This is a genomic window from Erwinia sp. 1181_3, from assembly GCF_052824965.1.
In genome coordinates, this window is the sequence record NZ_VTDE01000001.1 from 162,851 (window position 1) to 185,377 (window position 22,527).

A 22,527-nucleotide genomic window follows, 5' to 3' on the forward strand; every position below is an offset into this window, starting at 1 on the left:
TCTATAAACGCCTTTTGCGCCTCTCAGAATTGCCTGAAGTAGCATGCTTAATCGACCACGCTATTGTCTGTCACGCACCAGCGGTAACAGTTCGTCCATTTTTTTCTCAACGGATAATCTCCCCGCTTCAATCGCTTCCTCTGCCCGGTGAAAATCCAGAGTGGAGATTTGCGGACAGAGTGGTTGTATCAGTACATCAGGAGGATCCCCAGCCATGCGATTACGCTTAAGCCGGTTTTCCAGAACCTGAATAGAGGTGGACATGATCTCCATCGCGCCGGGCGTATACTGCATTTTACGCGACGTGATGCGCCCGATACGCTGGCGCAGTCTACCGCTCCAACTGTTTGGTGCAGGTAAGTGAGTATCGCCATCCGATTCTGGCGTTACGGAGAAAAGTTCCTGCTGCATAAGATGTGCATCATGCTGAAGGTCGACCGCAATAACGATATCTGCTCCCAACGCGCGCGTCAGAGAGATAGGAACAGGATTGACGACCGCACCATCCACCAGCCAGTAGCCATTCCAGCTCACCGGCGCCAGTAAGCCTGGCATACTACAGGAAGCACGTACGGCCTGATGCAGATCGCCTTCCGTCAGCCACAGCTCGCGCCCGGTGCTGAGGTTCGTCGCTACGGCACCAAAAGGCAGGTCGCACTGCTGGATAGTGTCGCAGTTTATCAAACTACGGACATGACTGAAGACGCGTTCGCCACGGATTAACCCGCCACGCTGCCAGGAGAAATCCATCAGGCGAATGACCTGCCAGTAGCTGAAAGAACGCACCCAGCGTTCCATCAGCGGCAGGCGCTGAGTGGCATAGGCAGCGCCCACCAGCGCGCCAACGGAGCATCCTGCTACCACGTCAATTCGAATTCCGGCACGTTCAAGGGCATTAATTACACCAATGTGCGCCCATCCTTTGGCTGCTCCCGATCCCAGCGCAAGCCCGATTTTTACCTGTCTCATTCCACCTCTGGCCAGTGCTCAACGAACAAAATGGCATCACCGCGTCTGCCCGGTTATCATGACGCCTGAAAATCTTCTTACCTGTTATAAAACTTCCGGAGTCAACGTGTCTGAACATTGTCCGTGCGGTAGCGGATTGCAGTATAGCCTATGTTGCGAATCGTATCTAAACGGGAACGCTCTCCCTGACACACCAGAAAGCCTGATGCGCTCGCGCTATAGTGCTTATGTGAAGCATGATACGGCTTATCTGGTGGCAACCTGGCATCCGTCGTGCCACGCAGAACGATTCTCAGCCAGTATTGAAGAGAGCTATGCTCACACTCACTGGCGGGGATTAACCATTCTTAGCAGTGAAATATTGCCGGATAAACCCCAGGGTTATGTGACATTTTTTGCCCGATTTACGGAAAATGGGCGTGAAAGTTTTATTCATGAACGTTCGCGCTTTCTTCGTGAGGAACAACGCTGGTACTATATTGACGGAACTTTCCCGCCAATCGGGCGTAATGACCAGTGCCCTTGTGGTTCTGGCAAAAAATACAAGAAATGCTGCGGTCAGTCGTGACCCGGATTTCCCTTTTGTATCGACAGGATTACCATCGCAATGCAAGCGCAAACACTGCAACGTAAAGTTCTACGCACTATCTGCCCTGATGCTAAAGGGTTGATCGCGAAAATCACCAATATTTGCTACAAACACGAACTGAACATTGTGCAAAACAATGAGTTTGTTGATCACCGCACCGGTCGCTTCTTTATGCGCACTGAGCTGGAAGGCATCTTTAACGACAGTACGCTGCTGGCCGATCTCGACAGCGCCCTGCCCGTGGGATCCGTGCGTGAGCTGCAACCCGCCGGTCGTCGCCGAATTGTCATTCTGGTGACGAAAGAAGCGCACTGCCTGGGCGACCTGCTGATGAAAAGCGCCTACGGTGGTCTGGATGTCGAAATTGCCGCCGTGATTGGTAACCATGACACGCTGCGCACGCTGGTTGAGCGTTTTGACATTCCCTTCGTTCTGGTCAGCCATGAAGGCTTAACCCGCGAAGAGCATGATAATAATATGGCTGCGGAAATTGACCGCTATCAGCCTGATTATGTTGTGCTGGCAAAATATATGCGCGTGCTGACGCCGGGCTTTGTGCAGCGTTATCCAAATCAGATTATCAATATCCACCACTCATTCTTGCCCGCCTTTATCGGTGCGCGCCCTTATCATCAGGCCTATGAGCGCGGTGTGAAGATCATTGGTGCAACGGCGCACTACGTGAATGACAATCTGGATGAAGGCCCGATCATTATGCAGGACGTGATCCATGTTGATCACACCTACACTGCTGAAGATATGATGCGTGCGGGTCGTGACGTTGAGAAAAATGCCCTGAGCCGTGCCCTCTATCAGGTACTGGCTCAGCGCGTGTTTGTTTACGGCAATCGCACCATCATTTTGTGAGCCGGATGATGCTGTTTTGTCTGACAAAACAGCATCCCGGGCAAAAAAACGGCAAACACGCTGTTTTATGCAAAACGGGGCTTTACAGCATCACTTCATTTGATATGATGCGCCCCGCTTAACAAGCACAGTAATCAGGCCAGTGGTGGGGTTCCCGAGCGGCCAAAGGGAGCAGACTGTAAATCTGCCGTCATCGACTTCGAAGGTTCGAATCCTTCCCCCACCACCATTTCTGGAGCGCGCAGCGACGCTGTTACGCTTCCCCAGCAAAGATACTGAACTTGTTAACACGCTTCCCCTGGTGGGGTTCCCGAGCGGCCAAAGGGAGCAGACTGTAAATCTGCCGTCATCGACTTCGAAGGTTCGAATCCTTCCCCCACCACCATCTTCAGATACCTAAACACCTCCAAACTTGTTCCACACTTTCATATCCCCGTTGGGGAAGAATGAGAAGCTTCGACCGAAGGTTTGCGTCGAACGCAGTGAGACAACGCCATTGATGGCGGCCCGAAGGGTGAGGAGCGAAGCGACGAATAATCCTTCCCCCACCACCATCTTCAGATACCTAAACACCTCCAAACTTGTTCCACACTTTCATATCCCCTTTATCAATCGCAGCAATATTTCTTTCTGCTGGCAAAACCTGCTACCATTCCGCCCACTTTTTCCACGCAAAATGGCCTGTGCTATGAAATTTCTTTCTTTTAATATCAATGGGCTGCGTGCACGCCCTCATCAGTTACAAGCAATCGTTGAGCAGCATCAGCCGGATGTCATCGGCCTGCAAGAAACGAAAGTTCACGACGATATGTTCCCCCTCGAAGAGGTCGCTAAACTCGGCTACCACGTGTTTTACCACGGGCAGAAAGGCCACTACGGCGTAGCGCTGATGACCAAAGCAGAGCCACTGGCCGTGCGCCGTGGCTTTGACGGTGATGATGAAGATGCTCAGCGTCGTATGATCATGGCCGATATCCCGACCGCATCCGGCATTGTGACCGTGCTGAATGGTTATTTCCCTCAGGGCGAAAGCCGTGACCATGCGACCAAATTCCCGGCAAAAGAGAAATTCTATCGCGACCTGCAAAGCTATCTCGAGCAGCAAAGCACCGACAATCAGATTCTGATCATGGGCGATATGAATATCAGCAGCACCGACCTGGATATCGGCATCGGTGAAGAGAACCGCAAGCGCTGGTTACGCACCGGCAAGTGCTCTTTCCTGCCGGAAGAACGTGAATGGATGGATCGTCTGATGAACTGGGGGCTGGTTGATACATGGCGTGCGCAGAATCCGGACGCTAACGACCGTTTCTCATGGTTCGACTACCGTTCTAAGGGTTTTGATGACAACCGCGGATTGCGTATTGATCTGGTGCTGGCCAGCAAACCACTGGCGGAGCGCTGCATCGCAACCGGGATTGATTATGATATTCGTGGGATGGAAAAACCGTCAGACCATGCGCCGATTTGGGCAGAGTTTTCACTGTAATTCATCGTACTGATGTCATGTTGCAGGGCGGCGGTCCATCGCCCTGCAACATCAACAATGATGCCTGTTACTTCACAATACGCCAGATAAGATTGTTTGTTCCCAGCGATTGCTCATCACGCACACACTGCAACAGCACCCCTTCACTTTTCAGTACTGCCCCCTCGGTATAGCTCTGGTTCTCATAGATACAGCAGCGTTGACACGGAGGTTGACTGTTGCGGCTACCCTGAGTCCAGACTTCCGGTGGCATATCGACCACGACGTCAGCATTTCCGCCACCGTTATTGCCATTATTATTACCATGACCGTTACTGATGTAACGTTCAGCCATCGTTGGGGCGCTGATAGCAAGCAGCAGTAACATAGCCAGACGCAATTTCATCACTCGCTCTCCTTCTCTTTTGCCGCCTTACGGCGCGGTTTTTTCGCTTTGTTCGTCGACGGTGCCGGTAAGCCCCGGAAGGCATGCGCAGCGGGTTGCTGCCGCGCCTGATGGATAAGACTGTGCAATGTCTCTACCAGCGGGAACATAAAGTCCTGATAGCGGCACTGCTTCTCACTGATTTTAGTCAGCGTTGACTCCCACTGCGCGGTCATATCCGGCCGCGCGGCCATCTCCGGCAGTGAATGGATTAACGCGCGTCCCGCCGGGCTGGAGTGGATATAACGCCCTTTCTTAAATAAGAACGTGCGTTTAAACAACAGCTCGATAATGCCGGCGCGCGTAGCTTCCGTTCCTAAACCATCGGTCGCACGTAGCACTTTCTTGAGATCTTTATCCTGAACAAAGCGTGCAATGCCCGTCATCGCCGACAGTAACGTGGCATCGGTAAAGGGGCGCGGCGGCTGGGTTTGCTTATCGATCACTTCCCCGCGCTCGCACAGCAGCTCATCGCCCTTCGCCACCACGGGCAGCGGCGTGCCATCGTTCTCTTCATCACGCTCTTTGCTGCCCAGCAGCGCACGCCAGCCCGCTTCAGCAAGGAAACGCGCCTTCGCCACAAACTTGCCGCCTGCGATATCCAGCTCGATCACGCACTTACGATAGACCGCATCCGGGCAGAACTGCATCAGATACTGGGTGGCGATCAGCCGGTAGATCTGCTGTTCGTTCTCCGTCAAAGAGACCCGGCTGCTGCGTGCTGTTGGGACAATGGCGTGGTGAGCATCTACCTTTTTATCATCCCAGCAGCGATTTTTTTGATCGCTGTTGAAATCAGCGGGTGGTGTCAGATCGGGCTGATGGGCATTGATGGCATTCAGTACCGCCTGACGCCCGGCAAAGTGCTCGTCGGGCAGATAGCGGCTGTCAGAACGCGGGTAAGTGATCAGCTTATGGGTTTCATACAGACGCTGACAGGTATCGAGAACAACCTGCGCGCTCAGCCCAAAACGTTTACCCGCTTCAATCTGTAATGCCGACAATGAGAACGGCAACGGTGCAGTATCGTTCTCACGCTTGTCGTTATAGCTGGTGACCAGCGCGGGCTGGCCATCAATACGCGCCACTACATGGTCCGCCAACGGGCGATGCAGCAAACGCCCCTCTTCATCCTGATAAGGCTCACAGGAGTCACTGGGCTGCCACAACGCGACAAATCGTTCATCCTTTGGCGTGACGATATGCGCTTTCACTTCAAAAAAATCTTTCGCCACGAAGTTTTCAATTTCTTCATCACGGCGGACCACCAGCCCGAGCACGGGTGTCTGGACACGCCCCACGGACAGTACGCCATCGTAGCCTGCATTACGCCCCAGCAGGGTATAGGCGCGCGTCATATTGATGCCGTACAGCCAGTCGGCGCGTGAACGCGCCAGCGCAGAAACGCACAGAGGAATAAATTCGCGGTTTTCGCGTAGTCGCGTAATGGCTCTTTCCACCGCCTGCGGGTTGAGATCGTTAATCAGGCAGCGTTGTACCTTTGCCCGCTTTTCTACCGGCATGGTGAGGTAGTCCAGCACTTCATCGACCAGGAGCTGACCTTCACGGTCCGGGTCCCCCGCATGAACCACTTCACTGGCCTGCTCCAGCAAGCCTTTAATCACATTGAGCTGTTTGGCGACGGATGGTCGCGGCTTCAACTGCCACTTCTCCGGCACAATAGGCAGATCCGCCAGCGACCAGCGGGCGAACCGGCTGTTATAACTGTCAGGTTGCGCCTGTTCTAACAGATGCCCCACGCACCAGGTCACCACCTGGTCGGGGCCACAGGCAATATAACCATCACCACGGCGATGTGGTTTCGGCAGGACATCCGCAATAGCACGGGCAAGGCTGGGTTTTTCGGCAATAAACAAACGCATCCGGGGGTGAATTCCTGCTCAGGGTTTGACTTCAATAACGGCCCTTCCGGCCTGCGCCGTCAGGAGTTCGCCAATCGGTGTTAGCGAAATAGCATGTGCGGTCGCCATCGCCTCAACGACGGCTTCCGCGCCCGGTAAAACGGCGAGTAACAGGCCACCCGAGGTTTGCGGGTCGCACAACAGATGACGCTGCATATCGCTCATGGGCCCCACCAACTGACCGTAGCTGGCAAAGTTACGCCCGGTGCCACCAGGCACACATCCCAGGGAAATATACTCTTCAACGCCCGGCAAACGCGGGATCGCGTGGAACCACAGATCGGCATGCAATCCGGCACCCTGACACATCTCGCTCAGATGTCCCAGTAAACCAAAGCCGGTCACATCCGTCATGGCACTGACCCCCGCTTCAGCCGCGAAGGCCGCACCGATCTGATTAAGCTGGCACATGGTGGCCGTCGCAAGGCCCTGGTGCTCCTGACGCAGCAACGATTTCTTCTCTGCGGTGGTCAGGATACCAATCCCTAAGGGTTTGGTGAGATAAAGGCGGCAGCCCGGCAAGGCTTCGCTGTTACGTTTTACCTGGTCGGTATTGACAATGCCCGTGACAGCCAGGCCGAAGATTGGCTCCGGCGCATCAATAGAGTGCCCCCCCGCCAGGCTGATCCCCGCCTGTTCACAGACGCTGCGCCCACCTTCTATCACTCTACGCGCAATTTCCGGTGCCAGTACGTTAACCGGCCAGCCCAGAATGGCAATCGCCATAATCGGTTTGCCGCCCATCGCCCAGATATCACTGATGGCGTTAGTCGCAGCAATACGTCCGAAATCGTAGGGATCGTCGACGATTGGCATGAAAAAATCGGTGGTGCTGACCACTGAGGTGCCGTTACCCAGGTCGTACACGGCCGCATCATCGCGGGTTTCATTTCCCACCAGCAAATTGGGATCTTTGCGCAGCGGGTGATCGCTGTGCAGAATACGATCCAGCACCGCCGGGGAAATTTTACATCCGCAGCCTGCTCCATGGCTGTACTGCGTCAGACGAATCGTGTTCTCGTTCATCTGCATCACTCAGAAATAGCTGACGAATGGCGCGCTGTCTGGCGACTGGATAGTGGTAGAGGATTTCAACTGCGGCGTACCCAGATAGAGGAAACCGACTATCGCATCCTGTGCACGGCAACCAAATGCCTGGCGTACCGCTTCGTCTTCTGTCCAGGCACCACTGCGCCAGATGCCGTTAAAACCCTGTGCCGCTGCGGCCATCTGCATTGCCATCACGGCGCAGCCAGCAGAAACCACCTGCTCCCAGTGCGGGACTTTGGGGTGCTCTTCACAGTGAGCCACCACGGTAATAATCATCGGAGCACGGAACGGCGCCTGCTGCGCTTTTTCAATGGATTTATCATCCAGCTGTGCATCACGCGAGACGTTTTCCAGCAGCGCACTGAAGCGATCGCGCCCTTCATTTTCAATGATGATAAAACGCCACGGCTGTAAGGTGCCGTGATCGGGAGCACGCATACCTGCCTGCAGAATGTTTTCCAGCGCTTCACCTGTCGGAGCTGGCGCAGCCAGACGGGATGCAGAGCGGCGGTTAACCAGTAATTCCAGAGCGTCCATAACTTCCTCCTGATAATAATTTGTATCCCGCAGAAACTAGCACAGGATGATGTTTTGTTACAGCATTGCGCTTTTTCCTGCTGACAATTACGCCACTGCTAATTAGGATGTGAGCTATTACGGCCCGGTTTAGCGGTTACGCTGTCATCGACATCACGCGTATCGGGTATTTCATTGCGATTATGGAGAGTTTATGCGCGTCTTGTGGCGAATTATCGCTAATTTTTTTAAGTGGACTTGGCGGGTGCTGAATTTCGTACGCGAATTTATTCTCAACCTTTTCCTTATTCTACTGATCCTGGTGGGCGCGGGTCTCTGGTTCCAGTTTAACAGCGCCAGTACGCCTGCCGATGTTCAGAAAGGCGCACTGACCGTCGACCTCAGCGGTGTGGTGGTCGACAAACCGTCTGTCAGCAACACCATGAGTAAACTGGGCCGCCAGCTGCTGGGTGCCAGCAGCGATCGCCTGAAAGAAAACTCACTGTTTGACGTGGTGGATGCGATTCGCCAGGCCAAAGGCGATGCCAAAATTACCGGCATGGTACTGGATCTGCGCAATTTTGCGGGCGCTGACCAGCCGTCACTGCAATATATTGGTAAGGCACTGCGCGAGTTCCGCGACAGCGGCAAACCGATCTACGCTACCGGCGACAGCTACAGCCAGGCACAATATTATCTCGCCAGTTTTGCGAATAAGATTTACCTCTCCCCACAGGGTACGGTCGATCTGCATGGCTTTGCCACCAATGGTCTCTACTACAAAACGCTGCTGGATAAACTGAAAGTCAGTTCCCATGTCTTCCGCGTCGGGACCTATAAATCAGCGGTTGAGCCTTTCCTGCGTGATGATATGTCACCTGCGGCACGCGATGCCGACAGCCGCTGGGTCGGTGAGCTGTGGCAAAACTATGTGAATACGCTGGCGGCCAACCGTCAGATCACCGCAGATCAGGTCTTCCCGGGTGCACAGGGCGTGCTGGATGGCCTGCAGAAAGTCGGTGGCGATACCGCTCAGTATGCCAAAGACGCCAAACTGGTGGATGAACTGGCCTCTCCGTCCACCGTGGATCAGCAACTGGTGAAAACATTCGGCTGGGATAAACAGGCGAAAGACTATAACGGCACCAGTATTTATGACTATCCGCTGAAAAATGCCCCAACCACCGATGGCAACATCGCGGTGATCATGGCTAATGGCGCGATTATGGATGGCGAAGAGACACCAGGCAGCGTGGGCGGTGAAACCACTGCAATGGAAATCCGTGATGCCCGCCTTGATCCGAAAATCAAAGCTATCGTCTTCCGCGTGAACAGCCCGGGCGGCAGCGTGACGGCCTCTGAAACTATCCGTGAGGAGCTGGCAGCTGCGAAGGCAGCCGGTAAGCCGGTAGTCGTTTCGATGGGCGGTATGGCAGCCTCAGGCGGTTACTGGGTCTCTACACCGGCTAACTACATCATTGCCAGTCCGAATACGCTGACCGGCTCCATCGGCATTTTCGGCGTGATCAACACCGTTGAGAACTCGCTGGATGCTATTGGCGTGCACACGGACGGCGTAGCGACCTCACCGCTGGCTGATATTGCCAGCACCAAGGCGCTGCCGACGGAAGTGCAGCAGTTGATGCAGTTAAGCATCGAGAACGGCTATAAAAACTTCCTTAACCTGGTGGCAACGTCACGCAACAAAACACCGGAACAGATTGACCAGATTGCACAGGGCCATGTCTGGACCGGCAGTGACGCGAAAGCGAACGGACTGGTCGATGCCCTGGGTGACTTTGACGATGCCGTCGCCAAAGCTGCAGAGCTGGCTAAACTCACGCAGCCGCAGCTCAGCTGGTATCAGAATGACCCCAGCCTGATTGAGGTGCTGTTCAGCCAGGTCGATGCCTCTGCACATGCGGCGTTACCTGAAACGCTGAAAGCCTGGCTGCCCGCTCCAATGATGGATGTGATGAATGCCATGAAGGATCAGCCAGGACTGATGAACGATCTGAATGATCCTCAGAACCGTTACGCATTCTGTCTGAGCTGCGGTAACGTCAAATAGCGGTGACCGCGATCACTATTCAGCCCGACGCCATCTGGTCGGGCTGCTTTTCCTCTCCTTTCCCCTTATACTGCGCTTTTTTGGCAAGTCTTGAGTTTACTAATGCAAAAGAAATCCATTTACGTCGCCTATACGGGCGGTACGATCGGTATGCAGCGCTCTGAACACGGCTTTATTCCGGTCTCCGGCCATCTGCAACGTCAGCTGGCCAATATGCCGGAGTTTCACCGCCCGGAGATGCCTGATTTCACCATCCATGAATACCAGCCGCTGATTGACTCCTCGGATATGACTCCGCAGGACTGGCAATCGATTGCGGATGACATTCGTCAGAATTATGACAATTACGATGGCTTTGTCATTTTGCACGGCACCGACACCATGGCCTTTACGGCCTCTGCGCTGTCGTTCATGCTGGAAAACCTGGCCAAGCCGGTGATTGTGACAGGCTCACAGATCCCACTGGAGCAACTGCGCTCCGACGGCCAGCAAAATCTGCTGAACTCACTGTTTGTCGCCGCAAATTATCCGATTAACGAAGTGACGTTATTCTTCAATAACACGCTTTATCGCGGTAACCGCACCACCAAAGCGCACGCTGACGGTTTCAATGCGTTTGATTCGCCAAACCTCGCCCCGCTGCTGGAAGCCGGTATCCATATTCGTCGTCTGAATACCCCTGCCGCACCTGCAGGCCAGGGAGCGCTGATCGTGCATCCGATTACACCGCAGCCGATTGGCGTGGTGACAATCTATCCGGGCATTTCTGCTGCCGTGGTGCGTAACTTCCTGCAACAGCCGGTAAAAGCACTGATCCTGCGTTCTTATGGCGTCGGGAATGCTCCGCAGAACAAAGAGTTCCTGCAGGAGCTGAAAGAGGCTTCCGATCGCGGCATTGTGGTCGTTAACCTCACGCAGTGCATGTCCGGTAAGGTCAATATGGGGGGTTACGCCACCGGAAACGCTCTGGCCCTGGCTGGCGTGGTGAGTGGTGCCGACCTGACCGTTGAGGCTACACTGACCAAACTGCACTTCCTTCTGAGCCAGGACCTGACCAGCGACGAAATTCGTCAGCTGATGAAACAAAACCTGCGTGGTGAACTCACCCCGGACTAATCCAACGGAGTAACTGATGCGTGACCGCCAGGCGTTGTTGTTGATTGATCTGCAAAATGACTTTTGTTCTGGTGGCGCGCTGGCTGTCAGTGACGGCGATCAGACGATTGCGGTGGGAAACCGCCTCGCTGCCGAGTTCCACCAGCGCGGTGAGCCGGTGATTGCCACGCTGGACTGGCATCCGGCTGGGCACGGTAGTTTTGCCAGCAGCGCTGGCACGCAGCCTGGGACCCTCGGTGAGCTTCACGGCCTGCCGCAAGTGTGGTGGCCGGATCATTGCGTGCAGCACAGCCACGGCGCGCAGTTGCACCCTCAGCTTAACCAAGCGCTGCTGACACTGCAGGTATGCAAAGGTGAGAATCCGGATATCGACAGCTACAGTGCGTTTTATGATAACGGCCAGCGTCACCAGACGCCGTTACATGCCTGGCTCCAGGCGAACGGCATCACGGCGCTGACGGTCATGGGGCTGGCAACAGATTACTGTGTTAAATACAACGTGCTGGATGCACTGGCGCTGGGCTATCAGGTCACTCTGGTGAGCGCCGGATGCCGTGGGGTCAATTTGCAGGCTGATGACAGCCAGAAAGCCCTGGCCGAAATGGCCCTGGCGGGCGCGAAAATTATCTAAAGGCTACAAAATGACCGGGCGGGACTGAGGCCCACCCGGTCATACCACCAGGACGAATTATTCCGGAAGGAATAATTTACTGGAGTTTTATTCGCGTGATCGCATCGTCGCTGATCCCGAACTCTTCTTTGAGCTGTTTCTTACTTTTCATCACGATTTCCCCGCCTTTCGCGACACTCATATGTTGCGGGTTTTCATTGTGACGCGCCTGCCACAGCAAGACTAATTGTAAGCTGTTCTCTTTCTGCTCCGGCGTCAGTGCCACGCCATCAGCCCACTTGCCAGTCTCTACCGCCGTCACCAGTCGCTGATACACGTCTGGTGTCATACTGGCAATCATTTCATCCAGTTCCATCGCGACTCCTAGCCCTGAGTACTGTTGCCGTCTTCGTCAGTAAAACTCAACGAAGCGGAGTTGACGCAGAAGCGCTCACCCGTCGGCTGTGGGCCATCCGGGAACACATGACCAAGGTGAGAATCACAGCTTCCGCACCGGATTTCAATGCGTTGCATGCCATGAGTGTCATCTTCCAGATAGCGAATCGCATCATCACTGTAGGGCTCATAGAAGCTGGGCCAGCCGCAGCCTGAATCATATTTTGATCCGGACAGAAACAACGGTGCCTGGCAAACCAGGCAGTGATAAATGCCTTCGTGCTTGTTATGCAGCAATTTGCCGGAATACGGCGGTTCTGTGCCGCGCTGCTGTGTCACGTAGCGCTGCATCTCGGTTAACACATTTTCGGGTGAGAAAGGTGTATCATCTTTAGCCATGTTAGACTCTCTGGCAGTGTTATTCTGAAATTATCGGCTAGTATTCTAACAAATACTTAACAAGAGCAGGTGAATTTTTCGTATCGGGTGCACAAGGTGATCCAGTGAGCGTTGAATTTGTGACGCAGATCACCCTTTGGATCCATCACCCCTTTATATCCGGGCAACTTGCCCCAAGATCAATGGTGTTCATGCGTCAAGAAATAGGTTTTGTGTTGAATAATTCCTGGTCGACAGTTTGATTTGTCGCAACAATTGACACGATTCCGCTTGACGCCTGGTATGGTTTTTGTAATTTTACAGCCAACCTTTTATTCACTATCAACAAGCTGGTGGAATATATGACTATCAAAGTAGGTATCAACGGTTTTGGCCGTATCGGTCGCATCGTTTTCCGTGCTGCTCAGGAACGTTCTGATGTAGAAATCGTTGCAATCAACGATCTGCTGGACGCAGAGTACATGGCTTACATGCTGAAATACGACTCAACTCACGGCCGTTTCAAAGGCACCGTGGAAGTCAAAGACGGCCATCTGGTTGTTAACGGCAAAACCATCCGTGTTACCGCTGAGCGTGACCCGGCTAACCTGAAGTGGGATGCAGTAGGCGTCGATGTGGTTGCAGAAGCGACCGGTATCTTCCTGACTGACGAAACTGCACGTAAACACATCGAAGCTGGCGCGAAGAAAGTTGTACTGACTGGCCCATCTAAAGATGACACCCCAATGTTCGTTATGGGTGTAAACCACAAGTCATATGCTGGACAGGATATCGTTTCTAACGCGTCCTGTACCACCAACTGCCTGGCACCACTGGCTAAAGTGATCAACGACAACTTCGGTATCGTTGAAGCACTGATGACCACTGTTCACGCAACTACCGCGACTCAGAAAACCGTTGATGGCCCGTCTCACAAAGACTGGCGCGGCGGCCGCGGCGCATCTCAGAACATCATCCCTTCTTCTACCGGTGCTGCTAAAGCGGTAGGTAAAGTGATTCCTGAGCTGAACGGCAAACTGACCGGCATGGCGTTCCGCGTTCCTACTCCTAACGTTTCTGTTGTTGACCTGACTGCACGTCTGGCTAAACCAGCATCTTACAAAGAAATTTGTGCTGTGATTAAAGCGGCTGCCGAAGGCGAGATGAAAGGCGTTCTGGGTTACACCGAAGACGAAGTAGTTTCTACCGATTTCAACGGTGAAACACTGACTTCTATCTTCGATGCGAAAGCGGGTATCGCACTGAGCGATACTTTCGTTAAACTGGTTTCCTGGTACGATAACGAAACTGGTTACTCCAACAAGGTCCTGGACCTGGTTGCTCACATCGCTAAATAAGCGACGTGAATGAGACTGAGGGCGACGGAAGTCGCCCTTTTTTTATGGTTAAATTTCAGAAGGCTGACTCATGAACGAGAAACTCTTTTCACTGCCCGTGATTAACCAGATTACCCCTTACCTCTCTCAGCGTCAGGTTGGCGAATTACCCGTTGTCGTCGTGGCGCATCCTAAAGTGCGTGCTGCCGTGACGTTACAGGGTGCCCAGCTGATTGCCTGGCAACCTGCCGGTGAAAAACCGGTGATCTGGTTAAGCGATAAAACCGCCTGGAATGTGGGTAAAGCTATCCGCGGTGGTGTGCCGATCTGCTGGCCGTGGTTTGGCCCGGCTGGCGAACCTGCGCATGGCTTTGCCCGTATCCTGCCGTGGACGCTGACCGCTCACGATGAAAATGAAAACAGCGTGATGCTGACCTTCGAATTAAAAAGCAGTGAACAAACGAAGAAATTCTGGCCGCACGATTTTACGCTGTTTGCCCGTTTCCGCTTCAGCGATCGCTGTGAGATTGAACTGGAAGCCCACGGTGACTTCGATGCCACCGCCGCACTGCACAGCTACTTTGAAGTGGCTGACATCGCCGGCGTTAAAGTCAGCGGCCTCGGTCCGAGTTATATCGACAAGGTCAACAACGGAGTCACCGGCACCTCAGCGGAAGGTAAGCAAACCTACCCGCAACGCATTGACCGCATCTATACCCAACCGGCAGATTGCAGCGTGATTGACGATAAGACGGGTCAGCGTGTAATTGAGGTTTACCACCATCATCAAAGTGACGTTGTCACATGGAATCCCGGCGCGGAGCTGTCATGCAGTATGAGTGATATGGCTAACGAAGGTTTTAAGACCATGGTGTGCGTGGAAACGGCCCATGTCAGTCAGCCGATGAAAAGCGCGGGTGAACAACCTGCCCGCCTGGCGACCACCTTCCGGGTGCGCAGTAAGCGTTAAGAATAGACCGGAGTGACCCTTTTCGGGCCGCCCCTGCTCTGCCTGCCCCGGACTCAGACCACATCCAGCGGTTGCTTTGTTTCTGGCGGTGGGAATGCCTGATTGATCAGTGCCAGTTCCTCGCTGGTCAGTACCACCCCGAGCGCCGCAGCATTGTCATCAACATGCGCAATGCTGCTCGCTTTCGGGATCGCCATCACTCCTTCTTTACGGATCACCCATGCCAGCAGCAGCTGCGCCATGCTGATGCCCTTTTGTTGTGCAATTCGGGTCAGCGTCGGGTGACTCATCAGCTCTGTGCGTAATCGACCCGCCTGCGCCAGGGGGCAATAAGCCATCAGCGGCATCGCCAGCTGCTGACAGTCAGGCAGCAAATCATACTCAATTCCACGGGATGCCAGATGGTAAAGCACCTGGTTAGTAGCGCACTGCCCGCCGCCTTCTTCAGCAAGTAACTCGTGGAGATCATCGCTGTCAAAATTAGACACCCCCCAGCGGCGAATTTTTCCCTGTTGTTGCAGTGTTTGCATCGCACGTAGCGTCTCTTCCAGCGGAATATTTCCCCGCCAGTGCAGAAGATAGAGATCGAGATAATCGGTGTTCAAGCGTGTCAGGCTGCGCTCACAGGCATCAACAGCATCCACCTCACTGGCATTCCACGGATAAACTTTGGAGACCAGATACGCCTGGTCACGACGCCCGCGCAAGGCCTCACCCACCACCCTTTCAGCGCCGCCATCGGCATACATCTCGGCGGTATCGATCAGCTTCAGACCCCGCTCCAGCCCGGCTTGCAAAGCAGCGACCTCCTGATGATGTTGAGCAGCGTCTTCCCCCATAAACCATGTACCCTGACCTATCGCAGGCAGCTCGGTGCCATCGGCAAACGTGACGACTCGGTTCATCTTTCTCTCCATGCACTTTTTTAGGGCGCCACCATGGTAAAAAAGGGCGCAGAGCGCCCTTTTTTAGTGCAGAGTGATGGCATCAGAAGGTATAGCTTACCCCGGTCCACAACAACATCTGTGAATCTCTGTCCACCATCGGGCTGTCTTTAATTTCATCAGCAAGACGGCTGTAACGACCTGAAAGGGTCGCATTCCAGTTCTGACTGATGGCCCAGCCTGCGGTCAACTCAACGTACGGGCTCCAGCTGCTGTCCGGATCGTAACGATCCAGCCCGCTGCGGCGGGATTCCGCTGACGAGATACCATAATAATACCCGTTCTGGTTTGAGCTGTTCCATAACGCGCCGATACCCGGTGTCAGGTTAAACTGGCCGAATTCAAAGCGATACAGGTAGGTCAGGTCCCAGATAATGCCGTTACTGTTGTCCAGCATGTCACCCACCAGCGTGGTGCGCACGATGCCCCAGTCGGCTGAGTGACGATACGCCAGGCCACCCATCAGGGTCATATGGCGCTTATTCAGCGATTTCATATCCCCGTCATCGACATCATCCGGATCATAGTTCTGCGGCGAACCCAGAACGGTCAGAGACAGCTGGTCCTGCTGGTCTTTCCACAGGAAATACCCGGCCTGAAGGCTACGGATATAGAAGCTGTCGCCCTCATAATTGATGATGGGAACCGGATAGTAACGGTCCTGACCGCTTTTATAAGGGCTCTGGCTATAGAGCAGCGACGCGCCCAACGTTAACGGATTGGCTTGTGCGAGAGGCGCAGCAAAACAGACAGGTAAAAGTGCAGTAAGCGCTGTAAGTTTGAATTGGTTCACAATTTATTCAGTCCATTAATATAACAATCGGTCATTAGTCTAAACAGTATGGTCGTATTGAGTCATACATTTACATTATTAGTAGCACATATAATCAATAACCCGAAAGAATGCGGTTGCAGATGCCAGTTGTTGAGGTTTACAAAAACCCGTCAGCCCGCATCCACTAAGGGGATGGTATAGCTGGTTTATAACTTTGTTATTGAAATTTCATTGAAAATGCTCAGCAAATCAGGAAATTTCCTAAATGCGATCTACGCTTATTTATAAGACGCTAAATTCCAACGAGCAGAGTGACCAGCATTTTTGTGTTTCCCGATAAAAAAAGTCAGGTTGGCATAAGGGTTGCTGTACTCACTGTAAGTTCCTTCAGGGGCTGACCAAACTTAGGCTCCTGGTACCTGTGCTAAAAACGAAAGGACGGGCATCGCCATGAATATATTCGATCACTACCGTCAGCGCTATGAAGCTGCCAAGGACGAAGAGTTCACACTGCAGGAATTTCTTACGGTTTGCCGGCAAGATCGCAGTGCATACGCCAATGCGGCGGAACGACTGTTAATGGCTATTGGTGAGCCAGTAATGGTGGATACCGCGCTGGAGCCACGCCTTTCCCGCCTGTTCTCTAATCGTGTTGTTGCGCGCTATCCTGCATTCGAAGAGTTTTATGGTATGGAGGATGCGATTGAGCAAATCGTTTCCTACCTGAAACATGCGGCACAGGGCCTGGAAGAGAAAAAACAGATCCTGTATCTGCTGGGCCCGGTCGGTGGCGGGAAATCCTCTCTGGCCGAACGTCTGAAATCACTGATGCAGCGTGTGCCCATCTATGTGCTCACGGCAGATGGCGAACGCAGCCCGGTGAATGACCATCCGCTGTGCCTGTTTAATCCGCAGGAAGATGCCAACATTCTTGAAAAAGAATACGGCGTTCCACGTCGTTACCTTGGCACCATCATGTCGCCGTGGGCCGCCAAACGCCTGCACGATTTCGGTGGTGATATCACCCGCTTCAAGGTCGTGAAGGTCTGGCCGTCGATTCTTGAACAGGTCGCGATTGCCAAAACCGAACCTGGCGATGAAAACAACCAGGATATTTCGGCGCTGGTGGGTAAAGTGGATATCCGTAAACTGGAAAACCACGCGCAAAACGATCCTGATGCTTATGGTTATTCCGGAGCGTTATGCCGGGCGAACCAGGGGATTATGGAGTTCGTTGAAATGTTTAAAGCGCCTATTAAGGTGCTGCATCCGCTGCTGACGGCCACCCAGGAAGGGAACTATAACGGGACTGAAGGGATCTCTGCCCTGCCGTTTAACGGGATAATCCTCGCGCACTCCAACGAATCTGAGTGGGTGACATTCCGTAACAACAAGAATAACGAGGCGTTCCTTGACCGTGTTTACATTGTCAAAGTGCCTTACTGCCTGCGCGTGTCGGAAGAGATCAAGATCTACGACAAGCTGCTGGTTAACAGTGAACTGACCCACGCACCTTGCGCGCCGGGTACGCTGGAAACACTGGCTCGCTTCTCGATTCTCTCGCGCCTGAAAGAGCCGGAAAACTCCAGTACCTATTCGAAAATGCGCGTCTACGACGGTGAAAGCCTGAAGGATACCGATCCTAAGTCGAAATCCTACCAGGAATACCGCGATTACGCAGGTGTGGACGAAGGGATGAACGGGTTATCTACCCGCTTCGCCTTCAAAATTCTCTCCCGTGTGTTCAACTTCGACCATGCTGAGGTCGCAGCTAACCCGGTGCACCTGTTCTATGTACTGGAACAGCAGATCGATCGTGAGCAGTTCCCGCAGGAACAGGCTGAGAAATACCTTGAACACCTGAAAGGCTACCTGATCCCGAAATATGCCGAGTTTATTGGTAAAGAAATTCAGACGGCGTACCTGGAATCTTACTCTGAATATGGTCAGAACATCTTCGACCGCTATGTGACCTACGCTGACTTCTGGATTCAGGATCAGGAGTATCGTGATCCGGATACCGGGCAGTTGTTTGACCGTGAGTCCCTGAACGCAGAGCTGGAAAAAATTGAGAAGCCGGCCGGGATCAGCAACCCGAAAGACTTCCGTAATGAGATCGTCAACTTTGTTCTGCGCGCCCGTGCTCATAATAATGGCCGTAATCCGAACTGGACCAGCTATGAGAAGCTGCGCACCGTGATCGAGAAGAAAATGTTCTCGAACACCGAAGAGCTGCTCCCGGTCATTTCGTTTAACGCTAAAACATCCACCGACGAACAGAAAAAACACGACGATTTTGTCGACCGTATGATGGAAAAAGGCTACACCCGCAAACAGGTTCGCCTGCTGTGCGAATGGTATTTGCGCGTAAGAAAATCGTCCTGATTCGGAAGTCGCATCCATTCGGGTCAGGGCTGATGCCCTGACCCGTCTGGCAACACTGTTTGGGGGAGCTATGGCCTATTTTATCGATCGGCGTCTTAACGGTAAAAACAAAAGCGCGGTCAATCGTCAGCGCTTTTTGCGCCGCTATAAATCGCAAATCAAACAGTCGATCTCCGAGGCCATTAATAAGCGTTCGGTTACCGACGTTGAGAGCGGTGAATCCGTCTCTATTCCAATTGAAGATATTAACGAACCGAGTTTCCATCAGGGACGCGGCGGCCAGCGCCATCGCGTTCATCCAGGTAATGACCACTTCGTCCAGAATGACCGCGTGGAGCGCCCACAGGGCGGTGGCGGAGGGAGCGGCAGTGGTCAGGGTAATGCCGGAAAGGATGGTGAAGGCCAGGATGAGTTTGTCTTCAATATCTCGAAAGATGAATATCTCGATTTGCTGTTTGAAGATCTCGCATTGCCGAATCTGAAAAAGAATCAGCATCGTCAGCTCAATGAGTATAAAACCCACCGTGCGGGCTATACCGCTAACGGTGTACCGGCCAATATCAGCGTGGTGCGCTCATTACAAAATTCGCTGGCGCGGCGTACCGCCATGACGGCGGGGAAACGGCGTCTGCTGGCCGAACTGGAAGAATCGCTGTTGCTGGTTGAAAACAGTGAGCCGGCTCAGTTGCTGGAAGAAGACCGGCTGCGGAAAGAAATTGAAGAGCTGCGTGCCCGCATCAAACGCGTGCCCTTTATTGATACCTTTGACCTGCGCTATAAAAACTTCGAAAAACGCCCGGAGCCATCCAGCCAGGCCGTGATGTTCTGTCTGATGGACGTGTCGGGTTCAATGGACCAGGCCACTAAAGATATGGCTAAACGTTTTTATATTCTGCTGTATCTGTTCCTCAGCAGGACCTATAAAAACGTCGATGTGGTGTATATACGTCACCACACTCAGGCAAAAGAAGTCGATGAGCAGGAATTTTTCTACTCACAGGAAACAGGTGGGACGATCGTGTCCAGCGCACTAAAACTGATGGATGAAGTCGTGAAAGAACGTTACGACCCGACCCAGTGGAATATCTATGCCGCACAGGCTTCCGATGGCGATAACTGGGCCGACGACTCACCGCTGTGTCACGAAATCCTGGCAAAAAATATTCTGCCCGTGGTGCGTTACTACAGCTATATCGAAATCACCCGGCGCGCTCACCAGACCTTGTGGCGTGAATATGAACATCTGCAATCGACCTTCGATAACTTTGCCATACAGCACATCCGTGAACCGGAAGATATCTATCCGGTGTTCCGTGCTCTGTTCCACAAACAGGCAGAAGAGAATTACTGATGTCTGTCCTCAGCCGACGTCTGCCGTCGGCTGAGAAATTTTGTATATAGTCCATTCCCCGCTTTTAACCCGTGTCATACTGCCCTCCTGCCAGGCTTTTATCTGGCTTTCACGCCTTTTTTTCGAGTCTGCATCGCTAATGCGTCAAATAAAGCCCATTTTGGTCGCACTCAGCGGCATTTACTTCTGGCTGTTTTGCGATATTTTATTCTGACTGACCTTTTCTTCTGTCCGTAAATGAATTGCGTACAGATTTTGTACCCTTCACACCGTGAAGTGGTTTTTTACTCATCACAGGAGAGATGCCCATTGGAAGCCAGCGCGATTTATAGTTTGTTCATTATTGGTTCTGTGCTGGTTGCGTCGAGCATTTTACTCAGCTCTTTTTCATCGAAACTGGGTATCCCGATTCTGGTTATCTTCCTGGCGCTCGGTATGCTGGCGGGTGTGGACGGTATTGGGGGGATCGCCTTTGACAACTACCCCGCGGCCTATCTGATCAGTAACCTGGCACTGGCAGTGATCCTGCTGGATGGCGGTATGCGCACCCAGGCCAGTTCGTTTAAAGTGGCGCTCGGTCCGGCGCTGTCGCTGGCAACGGTGGGCGTACTGATCACCGCGGGACTGACAGGTCTTGCCGCCGCCTGGCTGTTTGATCTCAACCTGATGAACGGTTTTCTGGTGGGGGCCATTATCGGTTCCACCGATGCCGCTGCGGTGTTTTCACTGCTGGGCGGTAAAGGCCTGAATGAGCGCGTCAGCGCCACGCTGGAAATTGAGTCCGGCAGTAACGACCCCATGGCCGTATTCCTGACCATCACCCTGATTGAGATGATTCAGCAGGGCCAGAGCGGATTAAGCTGGATGTTTGTGGTGCACCTGGTGCAGCAGTTTGGACTGGGCATTGTGCTTGGGCTCGGCGGCGGCTGGGCCTTACTGCAATTGATTAACCGTGTCTCTCTGGCCAGCGGTCTCTATCCACTGCTTGCCGTCAGCGGAGGCATTCTGGTCTTCGCCCTCACCACCGTTCTGGAAGGCAGTGGCATCCTCGCCGTCTACCTGTGCGGCTTTGTGCTCGGTAACCGCCCTATTCGCAACCGTCATGGCATTTTGCAAACCTTTGACGGCATGGCGTGGCTAAGTCAGATCGGCATGTTCCTTGTGCTCGGCCTGCTGGTCAATCCCATCGATCTCTGGCACATCGCTATTCCGGCCACGTTGTTATCACTCTGCCTGATTCTGGTCGCACGCCCGCTGTCGATAATGATTGGGCTGTTGCCGTTTCGCGGTTTCAATATTCGTGAAAGGATTTTTATTAGCTGGGTCGGGCTCAGAGGTGCCGTGCCGATTATTCTGGCCGTCTTCCCGATGATGGCCGGGCTGCCACATGCCTCCCTGTTCTTTAACATTGCTTTCTTTGTGGTGCTGGTGTCACTGATGGTTCAGGGCACGTCACTGGGCTGGGCAGCACGCAAAGCCAGGGTTGTCGTTCCGCCGATGGCTTCGCCTATTTCCCGCATCGGTCTGGATATTCACCCGGAGAATCCCTGGGAGCAGTTTGTTTATCAGCTCAGTGCCGACAAATGGTGTGTGGGTGCCGCGCTGCGTGACCTCAGAATGCCGCGAGAAACGCGTATTGCCGCGTTGTTCCGCGATAACCTGCTGTTACACCCGTCCGGCAGCACCCGCCTGAGAGAGAATGATGTGCTGTGCGTCATTGGCCGTGAGCGTGACCTGCCCGCACTCGGCAAGCTGTTCAGCCAGTCCCCGCCGGTGTCGCTGGATCAACGCTTCTTTGGTGACTTCATTTTGCAAGCCGATGCGCGCTTGCACGATGTCTCCGAGATTTACGGTATTGAACTGGATGCGGGCTCTGATACTCAGCAAACGCTGGGACAGCTGGTGCTGGGGATGATTGGCGGCGCACCCGTGGTCGGTGACCAGGTGGAATGGAAAAACATGGTCTGGACCGTGGCTGAGAAAGAGGCTAACGAGATCGTCAAAATCGGCGTCAGGGTTCAGGAAGAAAGGGAATAATTTTTCCTGATTTCATTCAGAACACGAATCCCACTCCACAAGATTTATCTGAAACCGTCATATTTAACCCTGGCGGTTTCAGATTCATCAAATAGTGATTTTTTGTTTATCGTATTGTCATATTTTTTATTTATATCTTTCATTTAGCATCAAAGCTTAAGATTAATCCCCTGTTTGATTTTTCATCTTCTTTTAGGATTATCCCGTATTAACTAACTCAAATAACTCCTGCATACTTATCACTTCATTATGTGACGGATATAGCGTGGTTATCTCATCTCCCACCGCTCCGCTGCCCTGAACACAGTTACGATAATGGCAATACCGA

At 53.2% G+C, this 22,527-nt stretch carries 20 protein-coding genes, 2 tRNA genes and 1 other RNA gene; 14 read left to right on the forward strand and 9 right to left on the reverse strand.

The genetic code is table 11. From position 1 onward, the window contains the following. Positions 1 to 60: 60 nt before the first annotated feature. Positions 61 to 969, reverse strand: a complete 909-nt coding sequence (gene rssA / locus FY046_RS00720) for a patatin-like phospholipase RssA (protein ID WP_159336549.1) — start codon at positions 967 to 969, stop codon at positions 61 to 63. Positions 970 to 1,075: 106 nt separating this feature from the next. On the opposite strand from rssA, the gene FY046_RS00725 reads away from it, so the two are divergent. The 6 genes from FY046_RS00725 to xthA all read left to right on the forward strand — a co-directional run bounded on the left by FY046_RS00725 (position 1,076) and on the right by xthA (position 3,917). After that, positions 1,076 to 1,537, forward strand: coding sequence for a YchJ family protein (locus FY046_RS00725; protein ID WP_133841869.1), 462 nt, complete (start codon positions 1,076 to 1,078; stop codon positions 1,535 to 1,537). 39 nt (positions 1,538 to 1,576) lie between these two features. Then, the gene (gene purU / locus FY046_RS00730) at positions 1,577 to 2,425 is read left to right on the forward strand and encodes a formyltetrahydrofolate deformylase (RefSeq protein ID WP_133841868.1); all 849 of its coding nucleotides are present in this window, start codon (positions 1,577 to 1,579) and stop codon (positions 2,423 to 2,425) included. Positions 2,426 to 2,569: 144 nt separating this feature from the next. Beyond that, a tRNA-Tyr gene (locus tag FY046_RS00735) sits at positions 2,570 to 2,654 on the forward strand. A 71-nt stretch (positions 2,655 to 2,725) separates the two neighbouring features. Next, positions 2,726 to 2,810 (forward strand) — tRNA-Tyr (locus tag FY046_RS00740). 40 nt (positions 2,811 to 2,850) lie between these two features. Continuing rightward, positions 2,851 to 2,979, forward strand: a non-coding RNA gene (locus FY046_RS00745) — RtT sRNA. 134 nt (positions 2,980 to 3,113) lie between these two features. After that, the gene (xthA, locus tag FY046_RS00750; protein WP_133841867.1) at positions 3,114 to 3,917 is read left to right on the forward strand and encodes an exodeoxyribonuclease III; all 804 of its coding nucleotides are present in this window, start codon (positions 3,114 to 3,116) and stop codon (positions 3,915 to 3,917) included. Between the two features lie 67 nt (positions 3,918 to 3,984). Here xthA and FY046_RS00755 read toward each other — a convergent pair whose 3' ends face one another. From FY046_RS00755 to FY046_RS00770, 4 genes are read right to left on the reverse strand one after another with little or no spacing between them, the layout of a single operon-like run. After that, positions 3,985 to 4,302, reverse strand: coding sequence for a YnjH family protein (locus FY046_RS00755; RefSeq protein WP_133842143.1), 318 nt, complete (start codon positions 4,300 to 4,302; stop codon positions 3,985 to 3,987). After that, on the reverse strand, positions 4,302 to 6,224 hold the full coding sequence (locus FY046_RS00760) for a DNA topoisomerase III (protein WP_133841866.1): 1,923 nt from the start codon (positions 6,222 to 6,224) through the stop codon (positions 4,302 to 4,304). The genes FY046_RS00755 and FY046_RS00760 overlap by 1 nt, the downstream gene beginning before the upstream one ends. An 18-nt stretch (positions 6,225 to 6,242) precedes the next feature. Then, positions 6,243 to 7,289, reverse strand: coding sequence for a selenide, water dikinase SelD (gene selD / locus FY046_RS00765; RefSeq protein ID WP_166653689.1), 1,047 nt, complete (start codon positions 7,287 to 7,289; stop codon positions 6,243 to 6,245). 9 nt (positions 7,290 to 7,298) lie between these two features. After that, positions 7,299 to 7,850 carry an NAD(P)H nitroreductase gene (locus tag FY046_RS00770; protein WP_446185595.1) on the reverse strand — a complete coding sequence of 184 codons (552 nt, stop codon included), beginning with the start codon at positions 7,848 to 7,850 and terminating at the stop codon, positions 7,299 to 7,301. A 193-nt stretch (positions 7,851 to 8,043) separates the two neighbouring features. On the opposite strand from FY046_RS00770, the gene sppA reads away from it, so the two are divergent. From sppA to pncA, 3 genes are all read left to right on the forward strand, one after another. Beyond that, positions 8,044 to 9,900: a signal peptide peptidase SppA gene (gene sppA, locus FY046_RS00775; protein WP_446185596.1), complete on the forward strand. Its 1,857-nt coding sequence runs from the start codon at positions 8,044 to 8,046 to the stop codon at positions 9,898 to 9,900. Positions 9,901 to 10,002: 102 nt separating this feature from the next. Then, positions 10,003 to 11,016, forward strand: a complete 1,014-nt coding sequence (gene ansA / locus FY046_RS00780) for an asparaginase (RefSeq protein ID WP_133841863.1) — start codon at positions 10,003 to 10,005, stop codon at positions 11,014 to 11,016. Between the two features lie 16 nt (positions 11,017 to 11,032). Next, positions 11,033 to 11,647: a bifunctional nicotinamidase/pyrazinamidase gene (gene pncA, locus FY046_RS00785; protein ID WP_446185597.1), complete on the forward strand. Its 615-nt coding sequence runs from the start codon at positions 11,033 to 11,035 to the stop codon at positions 11,645 to 11,647. A 76-nt stretch (positions 11,648 to 11,723) separates the two neighbouring features. Here the strand turns inward: pncA and FY046_RS00790 are convergent, their stop codons facing one another. Together FY046_RS00790 and msrB are read right to left on the reverse strand one after the other, a co-directional pair. Continuing rightward, positions 11,724 to 12,002, reverse strand: a complete 279-nt coding sequence (locus FY046_RS00790; RefSeq protein WP_133841861.1) for a YeaC family protein — start codon at positions 12,000 to 12,002, stop codon at positions 11,724 to 11,726. 8 nt (positions 12,003 to 12,010) lie between these two features. Next, positions 12,011 to 12,421 carry a peptide-methionine (R)-S-oxide reductase MsrB gene (gene msrB, locus FY046_RS00795; protein WP_159336546.1) on the reverse strand — a complete coding sequence of 137 codons (411 nt, stop codon included), beginning with the start codon at positions 12,419 to 12,421 and terminating at the stop codon, positions 12,011 to 12,013. A 341-nt stretch (positions 12,422 to 12,762) separates the two neighbouring features. On the opposite strand from msrB, the gene gapA reads away from it, so the two are divergent. Together gapA and FY046_RS00805 are read left to right on the forward strand one after the other, a co-directional pair. Then, positions 12,763 to 13,758 carry a glyceraldehyde-3-phosphate dehydrogenase gene (gapA, locus tag FY046_RS00800; RefSeq protein ID WP_166653688.1) on the forward strand — a complete coding sequence of 332 codons (996 nt, stop codon included), beginning with the start codon at positions 12,763 to 12,765 and terminating at the stop codon, positions 13,756 to 13,758. Between the two features lie 70 nt (positions 13,759 to 13,828). Then, complete coding sequence (locus FY046_RS00805; protein WP_446185598.1) at positions 13,829 to 14,707, forward strand: D-hexose-6-phosphate mutarotase; 879 nt, start codon at positions 13,829 to 13,831, stop codon at positions 14,705 to 14,707. 53 nt (positions 14,708 to 14,760) lie between these two features. On the opposite strand, the gene FY046_RS00810 is transcribed toward FY046_RS00805, so the two are convergent. Together FY046_RS00810 and FY046_RS00815 are read right to left on the reverse strand one after the other, a co-directional pair. Continuing rightward, the gene (locus FY046_RS00810; RefSeq protein ID WP_446185599.1) at positions 14,761 to 15,612 is read right to left on the reverse strand and encodes an aldo/keto reductase; all 852 of its coding nucleotides are present in this window, start codon (positions 15,610 to 15,612) and stop codon (positions 14,761 to 14,763) included. 82 nt (positions 15,613 to 15,694) lie between these two features. After that, positions 15,695 to 16,444 carry a MipA/OmpV family protein gene (locus FY046_RS00815; protein WP_133841856.1) on the reverse strand — a complete coding sequence of 250 codons (750 nt, stop codon included), beginning with the start codon at positions 16,442 to 16,444 and terminating at the stop codon, positions 15,695 to 15,697. A gap of 432 nt (positions 16,445 to 16,876) precedes the next feature. Between FY046_RS00815 and yeaG the strand changes: the two genes are divergently transcribed. From yeaG to FY046_RS00830, 3 genes are all read left to right on the forward strand, one after another. Further along, positions 16,877 to 18,811 carry a protein kinase YeaG gene (yeaG, locus tag FY046_RS00820; protein WP_133841855.1) on the forward strand — a complete coding sequence of 645 codons (1,935 nt, stop codon included), beginning with the start codon at positions 16,877 to 16,879 and terminating at the stop codon, positions 18,809 to 18,811. 70 nt (positions 18,812 to 18,881) lie between these two features. Beyond that, a complete protein-coding gene (locus tag FY046_RS00825) occupies positions 18,882 to 20,162 on the forward strand; it encodes a YeaH/YhbH family protein (RefSeq protein ID WP_133841854.1) in 1,281 nt (426 codons plus the stop codon). 309 nt (positions 20,163 to 20,471) lie between these two features. Beyond that, entirely contained in the window at positions 20,472 to 22,199 is a 1,728-nt protein-coding gene (locus FY046_RS00830) for a potassium/proton antiporter (RefSeq protein ID WP_133841853.1), read from the forward strand. The last annotated feature ends 328 nt before the right edge of the window (positions 22,200 to 22,527 follow it).

Bases quoted from the DNA above. Each gene is read 5' to 3' on its own strand.
- rssA (WP_159336549.1), bottom strand. From the start codon at position 969: ATGAGACAGGTAAAAATCGGGCTTGCGCTGGGATCGGGAGCAGCCAAA.
- purU (WP_133841868.1), top strand. From the start codon at position 1,577: ATGCAAGCGCAAACACTGCAACGTAAAGTTCTACGCACTATCTGCCCT.
- xthA (WP_133841867.1), top strand. From the start codon at position 3,114: ATGAAATTTCTTTCTTTTAATATCAATGGGCTGCGTGCACGCCCTCAT.
- FY046_RS00755 (WP_133842143.1), bottom strand. From the start codon at position 4,302: ATGAAATTGCGTCTGGCTATGTTACTGCTGCTTGCTATCAGCGCCCCA.
- FY046_RS00760 (WP_133841866.1), bottom strand. From the start codon at position 6,224: ATGCGTTTGTTTATTGCCGAAAAACCCAGCCTTGCCCGTGCTATTGCG.
- selD (WP_166653689.1), bottom strand. From the start codon at position 7,289: ATGAACGAGAACACGATTCGTCTGACGCAGTACAGCCATGGAGCAGGC.
- FY046_RS00770 (WP_446185595.1), bottom strand. From the start codon at position 7,850: ATGGACGCTCTGGAATTACTGGTTAACCGCCGCTCTGCATCCCGTCTG.
- sppA (WP_446185596.1), top strand. From the start codon at position 8,044: ATGCGCGTCTTGTGGCGAATTATCGCTAATTTTTTTAAGTGGACTTGG.
- ansA (WP_133841863.1), top strand. From the start codon at position 10,003: ATGCAAAAGAAATCCATTTACGTCGCCTATACGGGCGGTACGATCGGT.
- pncA (WP_446185597.1), top strand. From the start codon at position 11,033: ATGCGTGACCGCCAGGCGTTGTTGTTGATTGATCTGCAAAATGACTTT.
- FY046_RS00790 (WP_133841861.1), bottom strand. From the start codon at position 12,002: ATGGAACTGGATGAAATGATTGCCAGTATGACACCAGACGTGTATCAG.
- msrB (WP_159336546.1), bottom strand. From the start codon at position 12,421: ATGGCTAAAGATGATACACCTTTCTCACCCGAAAATGTGTTAACCGAG.
- gapA (WP_166653688.1), top strand. From the start codon at position 12,763: ATGACTATCAAAGTAGGTATCAACGGTTTTGGCCGTATCGGTCGCATC.
- FY046_RS00805 (WP_446185598.1), top strand. From the start codon at position 13,829: ATGAACGAGAAACTCTTTTCACTGCCCGTGATTAACCAGATTACCCCT.
- FY046_RS00810 (WP_446185599.1), bottom strand. From the start codon at position 15,612: ATGAACCGAGTCGTCACGTTTGCCGATGGCACCGAGCTGCCTGCGATA.
- yeaG (WP_133841855.1), top strand. From the start codon at position 16,877: ATGAATATATTCGATCACTACCGTCAGCGCTATGAAGCTGCCAAGGAC.
- FY046_RS00825 (WP_133841854.1), top strand. From the start codon at position 18,882: ATGGCCTATTTTATCGATCGGCGTCTTAACGGTAAAAACAAAAGCGCG.